This is a genomic window from Bradyrhizobium sp. Pha-3, from assembly GCF_042258615.1.
GTDB lineage: Bacteria > Pseudomonadota > Alphaproteobacteria > Rhizobiales > Xanthobacteraceae > Bradyrhizobium.
The window spans coordinates 702,786-717,090 of record NZ_CP170152.1; the positions used below are offsets into that span (position 1 = coordinate 702,786).

General features: G+C 63.7%; 15 protein-coding genes. 4 read left to right on the forward strand and 11 right to left on the reverse strand.

The features are described 5' to 3' along the window. Positions 1-11: 11 nt before the first annotated feature. From ACE10Z_RS03280 to ACE10Z_RS03320, 9 genes are all read right to left on the reverse strand, one after another. Entirely contained in the window at positions 12-569 is a 558-nt protein-coding gene (locus tag ACE10Z_RS03280) for an HMA2 domain-containing protein (protein WP_375786660.1), read from the reverse strand. Between the two features lie 147 nt (positions 570-716). Beyond that, complete coding sequence (locus ACE10Z_RS03285) at positions 717-1,112, reverse strand: DUF5132 domain-containing protein (RefSeq protein WP_375786661.1); 396 nt, start codon at positions 1,110-1,112, stop codon at positions 717-719. A gap of 279 nt (positions 1,113-1,391) precedes the next feature. Continuing rightward, entirely contained in the window at positions 1,392-2,561 is a 1,170-nt protein-coding gene (locus tag ACE10Z_RS03290) for a cytochrome P450 (RefSeq protein WP_375786662.1), read from the reverse strand. 107 nt (positions 2,562-2,668) lie between these two features. Next, positions 2,669-3,466, reverse strand: coding sequence for a helix-turn-helix transcriptional regulator (locus ACE10Z_RS03295; protein ID WP_375786663.1), 798 nt, complete (start codon positions 3,464-3,466; stop codon positions 2,669-2,671). Between the two features lie 61 nt (positions 3,467-3,527). Further along, positions 3,528-3,890 (reverse strand): nuclear transport factor 2 family protein, encoded by a 363-nt coding sequence (locus ACE10Z_RS03300; protein WP_375786664.1) that lies wholly within the window; start codon positions 3,888-3,890, stop codon positions 3,528-3,530. Positions 3,891-3,996: 106 nt separating this feature from the next. Beyond that, positions 3,997-4,317, reverse strand: a complete 321-nt coding sequence (locus ACE10Z_RS03305) for a cupredoxin domain-containing protein (RefSeq protein ID WP_375786665.1) — start codon at positions 4,315-4,317, stop codon at positions 3,997-3,999. 11 nt (positions 4,318-4,328) lie between these two features. Beyond that, entirely contained in the window at positions 4,329-4,850 is a 522-nt protein-coding gene (locus ACE10Z_RS03310) for a DUF4142 domain-containing protein (protein ID WP_375786666.1), read from the reverse strand. A gap of 94 nt (positions 4,851-4,944) precedes the next feature. Continuing rightward, a complete protein-coding gene (locus tag ACE10Z_RS03315) occupies positions 4,945-5,634 on the reverse strand; it encodes an RNA polymerase sigma factor (RefSeq protein WP_298375871.1) in 690 nt (229 codons plus the stop codon). Between the two features lie 103 nt (positions 5,635-5,737). Next, positions 5,738-6,646: a LysR family transcriptional regulator gene (locus tag ACE10Z_RS03320; protein ID WP_375786667.1), complete on the reverse strand. Its 909-nt coding sequence runs from the start codon at positions 6,644-6,646 to the stop codon at positions 5,738-5,740. A gap of 107 nt (positions 6,647-6,753) precedes the next feature. Here ACE10Z_RS03320 and ACE10Z_RS03325 point away from each other — a divergent pair, with 107 nt between their 5' ends. Further along, positions 6,754-7,818, forward strand: a complete 1,065-nt coding sequence (locus ACE10Z_RS03325) for a Rieske 2Fe-2S domain-containing protein (protein ID WP_375786668.1) — start codon at positions 6,754-6,756, stop codon at positions 7,816-7,818. Between the two features lie 307 nt (positions 7,819-8,125). Then, the gene (locus ACE10Z_RS03330) at positions 8,126-9,166 is read left to right on the forward strand and encodes an alpha/beta fold hydrolase (RefSeq protein WP_375790092.1); all 1,041 of its coding nucleotides are present in this window, start codon (positions 8,126-8,128) and stop codon (positions 9,164-9,166) included. A 78-nt stretch (positions 9,167-9,244) separates the two neighbouring features. Here ACE10Z_RS03330 and ACE10Z_RS03335 read toward each other — a convergent pair whose 3' ends face one another. Both ACE10Z_RS03335 and ACE10Z_RS03340 read right to left on the reverse strand, forming a co-directional pair. Next, on the reverse strand, positions 9,245-9,595 hold the full coding sequence (locus ACE10Z_RS03335) for a RidA family protein (protein ID WP_375786669.1): 351 nt from the start codon (positions 9,593-9,595) through the stop codon (positions 9,245-9,247). A gap of 212 nt (positions 9,596-9,807) precedes the next feature. Next, entirely contained in the window at positions 9,808-11,253 is a 1,446-nt protein-coding gene (locus tag ACE10Z_RS03340; RefSeq protein ID WP_375786670.1) for a CDGSH iron-sulfur domain-containing protein, read from the reverse strand. Between the two features lie 105 nt (positions 11,254-11,358). On the opposite strand from ACE10Z_RS03340, the gene ACE10Z_RS03345 reads away from it, so the two are divergent. Further along, a complete protein-coding gene (locus ACE10Z_RS03345) occupies positions 11,359-11,706 on the forward strand; it encodes a helix-turn-helix domain-containing protein (protein WP_163153530.1) in 348 nt (115 codons plus the stop codon). 522 nt (positions 11,707-12,228) lie between these two features. After that, complete coding sequence (locus ACE10Z_RS03350) at positions 12,229-14,202, forward strand: autotransporter assembly complex family protein (protein ID WP_375786671.1); 1,974 nt, start codon at positions 12,229-12,231, stop codon at positions 14,200-14,202. The last annotated feature ends 103 nt before the right edge of the window (positions 14,203-14,305 follow it).

Sequence of the window (14,305 nt, forward strand, 5' to 3'; positions counted from 1 at the left end):
CCCCTGGCGGGTCAGGCCGTCGTGCCTGCCGGTTCCGCCTGCTCCGCGGCGGCCATGTTGGCCTGGATCATGTGGTTGAGGGCAAAGATCGCCAGCGTGACCCAAACCGGCGTCGCCGCACTGGCGCCGACCTCGAAGATGGTGAAGCCGGCGATACCCGCGGCGAGCAGGATCTTCAGATCGACGACGTTTCCGGTGGTGATCTTGATCCCGCTGTCGAGCTCCTTGAAGAAATCGACAACGACCCTGGCCGTATGCGAATGCTCGGCGAGGTACTCGGCTTCCTGCTCGATCTTGGTGGCCAGGGCGTCGATTTCATTGGCCGGTGGCTTGTAGTGGCCGCCGGTATGGTGCTCCAGCCGGCCGTGAAACTCGTCGTGCCGGTGGGTGTCGTAATGCAGCACGATGCTTCCGGTCGCCGGATTGACGATGACGTCCTCGATGCCGGGAATAACGCTGAAGGTTTGCCTGATCTGTTCGAGAAGCTCGGGGTTTTCCTTGGCCGACGGTACCTTCATGCGAATCCGGCCTGGAACCTGATGCGCAATCTGCAGCTTCATCTTGGTCATCGCATTCCTCTAACAGCGTTCCAACGCCGGCGCGGACGCGAATGATGCCGCCGCCAAACACGCTTGCCTGCTGCGCCGATTTCAACGTCGCAAGCAGGCTCACCGGCGCATGTCGTCGCCTCGTATCTCGAGCGTCTGACGTTGAACTCAGGCCGCAGGCCTGGCCCGGCTCTCTGCCGCCGTCTTGCCGTCCTGCGCCTGGTTTTCGGCTTTCACTTCCGCGACAATGTCGTTCACCTGCTCGTGGGCCTCGGCAAACATCTCGCGCGACTTCTGTGCGAACTTGTAGGTGCCACGAACGGTGGATTTGAACAGCGGATTGAGTGCGCCGGCCAGTTTCGGCAGATATTTCGGTGCCGCGACCGCTGCAACGCCAAGTGCAAGTCCCGGGAGCAAGGCAGCTTCGAACACGGCAGCACCCACAGCCACCACCGCGACAACCGCAACCGTCTTGTTGATGCCGCCGCTTTCCTCGGAATCCTGTTCGGGGGCGTCATCGTGGAGGCCGGTATCGTGACTGCTACCATTGTGGTTCGGGTTCATCTGAAATCCCTTGTGACCGCTCAACTGACTGCAGTTTCATCAATAACGGCGGATTGAAATGGATTCATGACAGTTTGATAACAGGCATCCGACCAGTTCCGGCGGCATGGTGTCGCAATGCAACTGGACGCGTATTTGCCCGTCGATGGGGCGTCCGAACGGAGCGCGGAAAGCCTCGGCGGACGACGTTTCCATGTCTCGATGTGTCTGCGCAGCTGTGCTTACATGGATCCGGCGCAAGGCAGGCTTTGTGCTTCCGGCGACTGGCCGCGCGACGTCCTATCGGTCCCACGTCACCGGCAAATCCAGCAGGCCGCGGAACGCCCAGCCGCCGATCCGCGGCGGCTTGTCCGCGATCAGGCGGAGATTGGTCAGCCTGCTGAAGATCGCCGGCAGTGCGACGTCGGCGACCATGGCGCGCGAGGCCCAGGCGCCGGCGCAGAAATGCGGACCGGCGCCGAAAGCGATGCTCTTGCTGGCGTCGCGGCGCACATCGAATGCATCGGGCTTGTCGAAATGCTTCTCGTCGCGGTTCGCCGAGCCGAACATCAGGAACACCCGTTCGTTGGTCTCGAATGCAACGTCCCTGATCGTCCAGGGCTTTGCGATCCGCCGCGGCGACATCCCGATCGGCGAGATCCAGCGCGCATACTCCTCGAACACCTGCAGCCATGGAATCGCGCCACTCGTCGCCAGCGCCAGCTGATCCGGGTGGGTCAGCAGCGCCCATACCGTGCCGGCGATCGCGTCACGCGGCTCGTTCTGGCCCCCCGAGATCGCAAGCTTGATGTTGGCGCGCACGCTCTCCATCGGCATGTCGGTCTGCAGCATCACGCCGAGCAGGCTGAGGTCGGGCGTCTTGCGCAGCCTGGGGACCATGTCGTCGATCGCGGCGTCGATGCCCGAGGTTGCCGCATGGCAGCGCGCCTCGATCGCGGGATCGCCGGTGTAGTTGGCGATGCCGTCGATCATGCCCTGCGACCACGCGTTCATGTCCTGGAAGCGCATATTGGTGAGGCCGGTGATCGATTTCAGGCATTCGGCCGAGAATGGCAGCGCGAAGGCCTGCACGAAATCCACGACGCCGTCCGGCGTCAATTCATCGAGGATGCGGCTCGCGTGTCCGGCGAACAGTGCGGTCCAGTGCGATCGCACCGTCTTCGGCGAGACCGCCGGGAAGATCGCCTTGCGCTCGTTCATGTGCGCGTCGCCGTCCTTCCGCATCATGTTGTGGCCCATCAGTCTGTTCATCAGCCCTTCGGGCTGGTGCGACGAGAACACGTCGATCTGCTTCTCGGAGACGAAGATGTCGTCGCGATCGCACAGCAGTGTGCTGCCGAGCTGCGGCACAAAGGCGATCGGCGCCTCCTTGCGCATGCGCGCCAGCGTCGGATAGGGGTCCTGCCAGAAGGCTGGGACGTCGATGTCGAAATGGGGAGCGGTGCTCACGACGTGATCTCAGGTTGGCCTTAAGGTTTCGAACCGAGCATAGGCCGGCAGGCGCTAGCGGTCTGTCCCCACCGTTGGGGACAGAGGGAGGTTGCCGCTCAGGCTCTTCAGTTCAGCTGGCGTGCCGACGCCATCAGGCGCAGTGCGATCGCGAACAGCTCGTTCTGCGAAGAGATGCCGAGCTTGTCATAGGCGCGTTTGCGATAGGTGAGGGCGGAGTGCAGCCCGATGCCGAGCTCGGCGGCGATCGCTTCCGAGCTGAGGCCCGAAAGGATGCCGAGGCAGACCTCTTTCTCACGGCCGGTCAGTCGGGCGAGCGGTTCGGCGGTCGCAAACAGGGTCGTCAGCCGCGCAATCGGATCGGCGTCCGCTGCCGGGTCGCGCTGGAAGTGCCGCGCCACGGCTGCGGTCAACGCGGGCGCGACCGCGGACAGGCGCGCGATCTGCTCGCGGCTGAACCGGCCTTGCTCGGTGATCTGGTAGAAATTGACGTAGAAGCAGGTGTCGCCAGTCCAGATCGCGGAGGCGAACTTGTCGACGATGTCGGAATCGTCGAAGAAAATCTTGCGGTAGCCGTCGCTGTACATCCGGCGCGCGAAGGTCGGCAGCACGATCGGCACGGCCTGCGCCTGCCCCTCGAACACCGCATCGCGGTTCGGGTCGGCCTGATGGAAATGTTCGGAATAGGCGATCCCGAGCTCGCGGCCGGTCGGGATGTTGCCGACGTCGAGCAGGCACGCGGCGGACCGCGGGCCCGTGAACGAGAACACCATGCAGTGACCGACACCGGCGACGCGGCGCAGCGCGCCGATCAGCGCCTGCGGAAAGCTGTCGCGGCCGATCGCCAGCAGCGCCGGCGTGATGTCGCTGACGACCGAAGTCTTGAAGGCGAAATCTGCCTTCATGGCGTCCTCCCTGGGTTTCGGGAAGACTAGCAGCGACATCGCGGGGGTGGAAGCGGTTGCGTCAGGCGCCCGGCACCTGGTCGAGGAAGCCGGTGATGCTCCTGATCCGGCCGTCCTTCAGCATGGCGAAGTCGGTGCCCTTGATCGGGCTGTCGACGCCGTCGGGCCCGAGGCCCCAGGAGAAGCGGACATGGTCGCCGAAGCCGTTCGGCTCGCCGATCAGCTTGAAGGTGAAGTCCGGAAACTTCTGCTGCACGCCCGCGATCAGCGCGTCGACGCCGTCATGGCCGTCGCCGCTCATCATCGGATCGACATAACGCGCGTCGGCGGTCCAGTTCTGGCTCAGCATCTCGCGCCGCCGGCTCGGCATCCGCTCGTTCCAGAGCTCGATATAGCGGCGGGCGATGGTGGTGTGGTCGGTCATGGTGCTCTCCTTCTGATGGGCCGGACTGTGCGGCTGTCCGGACTATCGAAGGTTCGCGTGCTCCGATCGATTACCTCGCAGGTCATCGTGCAACTCATCAGGCAAGCTATGGCGCGATGGTCAGCACCGCCTTCATGTTGGGGTGGAAGCGGCAGTAATAGTCGACAGTACCGGCCTTGGTCAGAACCGACCTGGCCGTCTTCTTCGGTGCAATCGTCACGTCGAAGTCGCCGTTCTTCGCGGTGGCGGTGTGCGCCAATACGTCCTTGTTGACCCATTCGATGGTGTCGCCGACCTTGGCCGATACCTCGGCCGGCGAGATCACCAAATTCTCCATCACGATCTGGATGGTGGCAGCATGCGCCGGAACAGCCATCGCGCCGAGCGCGAACAATGCCAGCGTTGCGAGATAGCGTCCGGGCGACATCGCGCGTCTCCTTACTTCATGCTGGCCGCAACATGTTCGGCATGCTGCTCGTGGCCCTGGAAGATCTTCAGGCCGGTCTGCAGCAGGCTCTTCAGCTCGGGATTGCTGGCCGACGGGATCAACTGCGTCTCCAGCGCGGTGTTGACGGTCTTGTGGTAGGCGACCTCGTTGTCGATATAGGCCTTGTCGTAGGCTGAGCCCTTCAGCTTGCCGAGCTCGGCGAGCTTGTCGGCCGCCTGTTTCGACAGCGCCTTGCTGGTGTCGTTGTCCTCCGGCGTCACCTTCAGCTTCTTGACGAGGTCGAGCGCCTGCTTGTTCACCGCCTCATGGTCGCGTGCCATGTCCTTGGCGAACGCCTTGACGTCCTTGTTGGATGCTTTGGTCTCCGCCTGCTTGGCGGCGTTGATGTCGATCACACCTGCCGTGTAGGCGATGTGCGCGATCTGCGGATCGGTCAGCTTTGCGCCCTGGGCCAGCGCAGCGCCGGTGAGAACGCTGAGCGCGGCGACCGCGATGCTCAATCGAACGAACATGGTTTGACACTCCTGTTGAGCCGGGCGTAGTGCACGGCACGTCGTTGCTTGCACAGGAGTTGGATGGTGCTGATAGCCAGAGGTTCCCAAAAATCTATGCTGTGACGCCGAGCCGTTTCAGGACCGCCTCGGTCAATCGCTCGCAGCGTTTGCCCGCAAAGGGAAAGGCCTCCATCACGATCGGGCCGATCTTCCGCTCGACATTGTCGCGCAGCATGGTCCGGGCGCGGTGCAGGCGGGTCTTCACGGTCTCCGGCTTGAGGCCGAGGATGTCAGCGGTCTCCTCGACATTCATGCCCTCGATCACTCGGGTGATGAAGACGAGGCGGAACGCCTCGGGCAGCTCATCGATCGCATGCTCGACGACATGCTGGATTTCGCGCTGGGCCATGGATTTTTCCGGATCGTCCGCCGACGAAAGCGGGAACGGGATGATTTGGGCTTCTACGGCGCCTTTCGGCAGCTCGGACCACTCCACGCTTGCGCGTTTGCTGCGCAGGCGGCCGAGCGCCTCGTTCATCGCGATCCGCGACAGCCAGGTCGAGAGGCTGGAATCGCCCCGGAATTGGTCCAGATGGGTGAAGGCGCGCACATAGGCGTCCTGAACCACATCCTCGGCCTCGTTGTCGTTGCGGAGGATGCCGCGCGCCAGCCGGAACAGCCGGCGATTGTTCGCCTGCATGATGGCCCGGATCGCGGCCTCGTCGCGGGCAAGCGCGCGCTGCACGAGCTCGGCATCGCCTGAGCGGATCGGCGGTGGAGACGTTACGTGGGCCTGGCGCATGGCGGGCTCGCCCTCACTGTTGGCGGTATATCACCATTGGATGCCAACCGGCCGGACAGGTTCCCGAGAAAATGGTGATCGGCCAAAGTGACCCGGTCAGCGGCTACGGCCTGATATAGGCCTCCGGATCACCGCGCGCGTGCGCTTCCATCGCATCGAGGAAGCAACGCACCTTGGCCGGGACAAATTGCCGCGCCGGCAGCAGCGCGTGCACGTTGAGCGGCTCGCAGGCATGGTCCGGAAGCAGCCGCCGCAACTCGCCGGCCGCAACCGCGGCGCGGGTGTAGCTCGCAGTGACCCGCAGCACGCCATGGCCGGCGAGCGCGGCCTGCAGGCGGACATGGGCATTCGAGCTGGTGAGGCGCGCGCGATCCACGGCGAGATGCTCGACGGCACCGCCGGGTGCGGTGATCGCCCATGGCGGATCGCTGGGGCCGGTCAACAGCGGCAGCTTTCTCAAATCGTCCAGCGTGCGCGGCTCGCCGAATTTCTCCAGCAGCGTCGGTGCCGCGAACAGGCCACGCTCAAGGGTGAAGACGCGGCGGATCACGATGCCGGCCGACGGCAACGGCGCCTCCAGCATTGCGAATACGATGTCGTAATTTTCGGCGATCGGGTTGACGATGTCGTGCTCGACGTCGATCCGGATCGCGAGCTCCGGATAGCGCCCCATCACCGCGCAGGCGACCGGCCCTGCGTGGTGCGCGCCGAATTCGTACGGCGCCTTGATGCGCAAGGTACCAGCGACCGCGCTCGACATCGCCAGCGCCTCGCTGTGGGTGTCGTGCAGCGCGGCGAACAGCGGGCGAACCTTGCGATAGATGGTGTCGCCGGAATCGGTCAGCCGCAGGTGCCGCGTGGTCCGCTCGATCAGCCGCAGCCCGAGATTGGCCTCGAGACGCTGCACCGCAGCACTGAGGCTCGATTTGGGATGTCCGAGCACGCGCGCGGCCGCGGTGAAGCCGCCATGCTCGACAACCTCGCAAAACAGCTCCCAGTCGCGCCATTCCATGACCGATTGTCCATCCAGCGGTACAGTGTGTCCAGCCAAATCGGATTATCCCGATGACCGGGATCACTTAAACCTCATGGCAAGCAACATTGCATTGGGAGGGTGACATGGCTGACGACGGAATTTTCCTGCGCAACGCCTGGTATGTGGCGGCGATGAATCACGAGCTGATCGACGGCAAGAAGCTGGCGCGCACCATCCTGGAGCGGCCGATCGTGATCTATCGCGGCTCCAGCGGAAAGGTGGTCGCGCTCGACGACCGTTGCTGCCATCGCGCCGCGCCGCTCTCGATGGGGCGCGTCGAGGGTGACGACATTAGGTGCATGTATCACGGCATGAAGTTCGCGGCTGACGGCAAGTGCATCCAGATCCCGGGCCAGGACGCGATCCCCGCCAAGCTCGGCGTGCGCAGCTATCCGGTGGTCGAGCGCTACAACATGATCTTCATCTGGACCGGCGATGCCGAGAAGGCCGATCCGAAGCTGATCCTCGACTATCCGCCGCTCGAGGATCCCAAATGGCGCGGCTTGCCGGGCTACATGCACTACAAGGCCAATTGGCTGCTGATCGTCGATAATCTCAGCGATTTCGCCCATCTCGCCTTCGTGCACACCAACACGCTCGGCGGCTCCGAGGAATACGCCTACAAGACCAAGCCGGTCGCGATCGAGAAGCTCGACGACGGCTTCCGCGTCGAGCGCTGGCACATGGGCGCCGATGCGCCGCCCTACCACAAGAAGGTGATCTCCAACCGCGACGACAAGGTCGATCGCCGCAATATCGGCCGCATGATCGTGCCGGGCATCTTCACGCTCGACACGACGTTTGCGCCGGCCGGGGAGGGCGCTGAGAAGGGCATTCAGGTTCCGGGCACGCGGTCATATCGCAACGCGCAGTTCATGACGCCGGAGACGCGTTCCTCGACGCACTTCTTCTGGAATTACCTGCACGATTTCGACACCGACAATCCGAACATTTCGCTGTCGCTGCGGCATTCCCTCGAGGAGGCCTTCAACGAGGACAAGGATTTCATCGAGGCGCAGCAGAAGGTGCTCGACGTCGATCCGGATTATCAGCTGCTTGCGATCGGCGCCGATGCGCCGCTGACCTATTTCCGCTGGCTGTTTGCACGCAGGCTCGAGGCGGAGAAGGGCACGGCACGCGCCGCATAGTCGGTGGCGTGACGGTGTCACCGCCTCGGCGCAAGCCGCGCCGGGATCGCGAGATCGTGACGTCCTGGCGTGGCTGCCGTCCAAGCGGGTTTGGCGTAAGGTGATCAGCGTGAATTCGTCGGTTCTTGATCCGGGTCGAGGTTTTTGCCTGCACCAGCCAGACTATCGCCGGTGGCGATCAAATCGGTGAACGAGCTTGCACGAAAAGACGGATCCATCGGAACGAAGTGCAGCTCCCAGCTGGGTGCAGTACGCCTGGCTATGGCCGTTTGAAGCCACGCGATTGGCGCTCGAAATCTACTCGCAGATGTACCCCGCTCGCGCGCCCGATCCCATGGATGCGCCGGGTGAAGCGGCAACACTGCCGTGGACGACGGCCCATTCGGTGGCGCTGCAACTGCCATCGATGCGCCTGCTGGATTTCTCGAGAGCTGTCGAAGGCCAGCCATTGCTGGTCTGCGCGCCCTACGCGCTGCATCGCGCGAAGATAGCGGACCTTGCACCCGGCCACAGCCTGATGGAGGCGTTGCAAGCGGCGGGTATTGCGCGCCTCTATCTCACGGATTGGCTCTCGGCGGCACCGGAGATGCGATACTTCTCGATCGACACCTATCTGTCCGATCTCAACGTGGCCGTCGACACGATCGGGCCGCCGGTCGACCTTGCAGGTCTCTGTCAGGGCGGCTGGCTGTCGTTGCTCTATGCGGCGCGCTTTCCCGGCAAGGTACGGCGGCTCGTGCTTGCCGGCAGCCCGGTCGATATCTCGGTGCCGTCGGACCTTTCCAGGATGGTCGCCTCGCTTCCACCGCAAGGCTTCGAGGCGCTGGTCCGTCAGGGGGATGGGATCATCAGCGGCAAGCACATGCTGCAGGTATGGAGCGCCCCACTCAGCACCTTTGACGTGGAATCGGCGCTGCAGCGGCGGCTCGACGGCAAGTCGGAGGATGCACGGGCGCTGCTCGATTGCTTCACACGCTGGAATCGAGACACGCTTGATCTGCCGGGCACCTACTATCTCGAAGTGACCGACTGGATATTTCGCAGGAACCGGATCGCGACGGGAGACTTTGTCGCGCTCGGCAGCAAGGTCGATCTTGCCACGGTGAAGCTGCCCGTCTTCCTGCTCGCTGCGGAGAACGACATCGTTGTTCCGGCCGATCAGGCATTTGCGACATTGCGGCTCCTGGGTACGCCGCCCGCGTGGCTGCAATGCGCCACCGAGCCATGCAGTCACCTCGGGCTGTTCATGGGTTGCAGGGCTCTGGCCGGTCCGTGGCGCCGGATTGCCCGCTGGCTTCAGTCCGATCTCGGTGAGACCGCCGGCGAACGATCGCGGATCTGCGCATGAGGCGCCAAATGAAATGCCCCGAACTGCGGTTACGCAATCCGGGGCCTTGGTGCTTTGTCGCGATGACCTGCGCCGCGCTTACTTGGCGGCGACGACCATGATCTCGACATTGTACTGCGGCGCCGCGAGCTTGGCCTCGACGGTGGCGCGGGCCGGGGTGTTACCCTGCGAGACCCACGAGTCCCACACCGCGTTCATCTCCGGGAACGTCTTCATGTCGGTGATGTAGATCGTCGCGCTGAGCAGCTTCGACTTGTCGGTGCCGGCCTTGGCGAGGTGGCCGTCGATGATCGACAGGATGTCCTTGGTCTGGTCGGTGACGCTGCCGCCCGCGGCCTTGCCGGCAACGACGCCGGCGAGATAGACGGTGTTGCCGTGCACGACGGCCTGGCTCATGCGCGGGCCGGTTTCGAAACGCTGAATGCTCATTTGGGTCTCCAGTGAGTGGCGGGCACTGTCTATACTGCCATGGCGACCGCCGCCACTGCACAATTTGCAGCACCGTTCCCGGAAAATGCTCGAGATTGCACCGAGGTCACCTCGGCACAATTCGCGTCGTCAGGAACGCGGCCCACGTCACAGGAGGTTCGCCAAAGCCCGCATGTGGCTCCCGTCGCTGCAGGCTACGCTTCCTTTTGCAATCAGGTCGGCGCGTTCAGCGCACTTGTCCAGCGCGCGAACAGCGCGATCCGCTCGGCCGGCCAAGCGCCGTCGCAAGGCATGGTCCCCGCCTCAAGGCGAGCCAGAATCCGCCGACTGTGCTTGGCAACATCCTCCTCTTTCCAGAGATCGAAGGCGAACAGCATCGAGTTGCGGTCCATCGGCCGGAACAGCGGCCGGATGTGTTGCTCGAACTGCACGGTCTCGCAAGGATCGGGCAGCGCGACGCTGACCTCGTTTGCAGCCGGCGCGTCACCTGCGGTTGCCGACGGCCGCGCGGCGGGCGTTGCGTTGCAGACCCACCACCAGCGCGGCACCGGCATGTTCGGCGGCGGCCTCGCGCCGGTGCCGGAATTCTCCAGCGCGATCCGCGAGCCCCATTCGATATAGGCGACGAAGGCGGCGCGGAATTCCGGATCGGACGGCAGCCCGGCATCGTCGGCGCTCTGCACCATGTAGGTGGCCCACAGCGCGCGCTGCTCCGGCCTGATCTCCTTGCCGATATGCTGCGATACCATCCGCCGATAGCCGCCATAGCGTTCGGTGTAGAAGCGCGGTCCGCCGAACACCTCGCTGAGCCAGGCCGCAACCCGTTCGGGATGGTCCGGCGACATCTCGGCGAACAGCGGGGAGAGCAGCGGATCTTCCGGCACGTAGCGGCTGTAGAAGATGCGCGTCATGTCGAGCAGCGCGGGATAGCCGCCGGCCCATTCGAACAGCGTCGGCTCGCGCAGCGGATCAGGAACGGGATCATGAAATGCGACGCTCCAGTGCATGCCGCTACAGAACGGCTTGTTCAGCGACGAGCCGCAGCGGCACAGGCTGACATGTTCCTGCGATGCACCCGCATTCTGCGCGATCGGCGCGCCATCCTCGTCGACCAGTTCGACCTGGCCGGTGATGCGATAGGGACCGTCCTTCGATACTTCGATCTGTGGCGGCCGGTCGACGTCGGTCAGGTTGGCATCGCGCGCGGGGCCGATGCCGAGCGCGCCCGATGGGCATCTGCGCACCGCATTGATGAGGTCGTCGAAGCGCGCCCCGCTCGGCGCGACGAACGGCTCCTCGCCGAGATGAAACACCGAGTTGAGCCGGTCGGTGCAGAGGCCGGAATGCGCGCAGGTGCCGCGATTGTCGAACACGTAGGCCTGCTGCCCCGCATAGACATCGAGCTTGTCGGGCACGCGCCGCGGATCCCTGGCGTCGGTGAAGCCGCGCGCGATGTGGCTGTCGTCGCAGAACGGCTTGGTCTGCGATTGCCCGCAGCGGCAGAGCCGCACCGGCGCCTCGGCGGCAATCGGCACGCCGAGATGATCGACGATCGGAATGCCGGGGTCGGGCTCGTAGGGCCCGTTGCGTCTGACGATGATGCGCTTGCGCGGCTGTTGCCGGTCGCTCGGGCCTCGGGCGGAACTGTCCTCTGTCATGCCTTGCAATGATCCCTGAACTCACCCAACCCGTGCGAAGCGTGCTTAGATGGATCGACGGCGGCTCTCAACGAACCAGATGGAAAGTGCCGCGGGAGAGTTGCGATGATCCGCAAGACCAAGCGCAAATATGGTTGCCCGGTCGAGTTCTCGATCGATCAACTCAGCGGCAAATGGAAGACGGTGATCCTGAGCCGGCTGAAGGTCCGGCCGATGCGCTATGGCGAGCTGCGCCATGACATCCCGCAGCTCAGCGACAAGGTCTTGACCGAGCGTCTGCGTGATCTCTGCAATTCAGGCTTCGTCAAGCAGGAGCGCGGCGGCGGCTCCTCACGCTATTGCCTGACCAAACGCGGCGAGATGCTGAAGCCGATGCTGCAGGCACTCTATGACTGGGGCGAGGCCAACGCCGACACCTTCGGCGTCCGGTTTCTCAGTGCGGAGGCGGACTAGGTAGAGCCTCGCGAGGAAAAATTGACCTGACCGATACGTTCTCGGCAGGCGAGCTTCTGCGAAGCCGCACCTCTTGCGTGGGACTCAACCGCAAGTCATTCCCATATCCTCGCGCTTCATCACGGCGCCCATCTATGAGCCATCGCAGTTCCAAAAGAATTTCGTCCTGAACCGTCACCCTATCACCACAGTGGTTAAGAGCGCTGTGGTTCGAGCACGACGAGTTATTATGGAGAGCCGTCTGTAATCGCGCAGCTTTCTCAAGCGTCGCGACATCGGTTCGATTAACGCCACTCTCAATGGCGTCCCGACTGCTGCCCCACATTATCCATCATGATCTCTATCACTTGTGCGTGTGGCGCCTGTTGAAATAAAGAGGCAGGAGAATCGTCAAACCTGAGCGCCACAGGCCTCGGGTCTAAGTCAGTCGACGCGTTCGGGAGCGGAACCATCCGAGAGACAGTGGTGCCACCTTGCCGCCCCCCTGCACCGGGGCGGGCAAGCCAGGTGAATTATTCTTCCATGGGACGGAAGATTCTGCGCACGGGTTGTGCAGTCGTTGCGGCAGTCAGTTGGTTGCTGTGCGAGTCGGCTCACGCCTTCGACTTCTTCGGCCTGCTCGGTTCCGACGATCCGCCACCAGTTGGCGCCACGACGTTGTCATACCGCCTCACGATCGAAACCAAGACAACCGAAGGCAAGAATGATAGCGACGCCGAGCAAGCATTGCGCGACGCTTCCGGGACATATCGTCTCCGGCAAGAACCGCCGCTGGACGGAGAAGGTCTTGCGCGCCGACTTCAGGCCGACGTCAATCCGCTCCTGGATGCACTTTGGGGACTGGGCCACTACAACGCAGAGATCGATATCACGATAGACGGAGTTCCCGTCTCATTCGACGAGGCCGGACTGGCCCTCGCCGCGCAGCGTGCAGACAAGTTTCGCAACCGCTCGATCATTCCCATTGCGATCATCGCTCGGCTCGGCCCGACGTTCAAATTGCGGACTGTCGATGTCGATTATCCTCGCGACCAAGCGCCGCAGGGACTGCCAATTCGCGCCTTTGCTCTGAAGCCAGGCGATCCGGCTGTGTCCGCCAACCTGCGCGCCGCGCAGCTGAAACTCGTCGACTGGTTCCGCAGTCATGGACATCCGTTGGCGAAAATCGTGGACGTCAAGGCAACAGTGGATCACGCGGCGAGCGCGATGGATTTCCGCCTGCGGGTCGAACCAGGCCCGAAGGCCGGTATCGGTGCCGTCACTATCTCGGGCGACGGGGCCGTCGACCCGCGGGTGGTGGCGACCCATGTTTACCTGAAGGAAGGCGAGCCCTATTCTCCCGAGCGGCTGGCGCTGACCAAGACCTCGATCGCAAAAATTCCGGCGATCGGCGGCATTCGCATTCGTGAGGCCGACAAGCTGGACGCCAACGGCAACCTGCCGGTCTTCATCGATGTGACGGATCGACCCAGGCACGCGGTGGGCCTGTCGGCAAAATATTCTACCGTCGATGGTCCCGGCATTTCGGGCTACTACGAGGACCGGAACATATTCGGCGGCGGCGAGCGTCTGCGGCTTGAGGCGTCCGCTTCCCTGTTGCAACGGATCGATGGAACGTCCTCCAGCGGGTTCAATAATCTCCACGCGTCAGATTTTGGTGCGCGATTCACCGGAACCTTCATCAAGCCGGGCTTGTTCGGCACCCCGAACGACCTCTTGATCGAAGCCACCGCCTTCCGCGAGCGCGTCGGCAACAATGTGCTAGGCGGCTATACCGACGAAACGGTGCGCGGCACGCTCGGCGTGGTCCATCGTTTTTCGGAGACCGCTTCGCTGCAAGGCGGCATTCAGGTCGAGCAGTCGAGATCGCAGGACGTGCTGGGGCGGGTCGATGCGACACTCGTCGGCTTCACCGCGACCGGCCGCTACGACACCACGGACAATCCGCTCGATCCCACGCGCGGTGTGCGCCTTGCTGCGACCGTCAATGCCTATTCGAAGCTGATGGGCTCCACGATCGACCTCTTCGAGGGCCGCGTCTCAGGTTCAGCCTATTACGCGCTCGATGAGCAGGCCGACTACGTGCTGGCGGGCCGGCTGGCTGCGGGCTCGCTCGCCGGAGCGCCGCTGGCTGACATTCCGGATTCGCACCGCTTCTTCGCGGGCGGCGGCGGATCCGTGCGCGGCTACGGATTCAACACCATCTCGCCGATGATGTTCGGTCAGATCACCGGTGGCAGCAGCCTGATCGAAGGCTCCGCTGAAGTGCGCGTCAGGATCACACCTACCATCGGCCTCGTGCCGTTCTTGGACTTCGGTTCGGTGTCCCGTTCGTCGCTGCCGGGCTTCAGCGATTATGTCGGCTACGGGGCCGGGCTTGGCCTGCGTTATCTCACGCCGGTGGGCCCGATCCGGCTCGACGTCGCGACACCGCTGAACCCGCGGCCCGGCGACAGTCGCTACGCCATCTATGTCAGCATCGGGCAGGCCTTCTGATGCGCGTGCGACGGGCCTTCATTGTCGGTTCTGCCATAGCGGCGCTTGGAGTCGTCTCTGTTGCTGTGCTCGGCGTCGTCTTCCATGGAATGGTAGGCGGAAG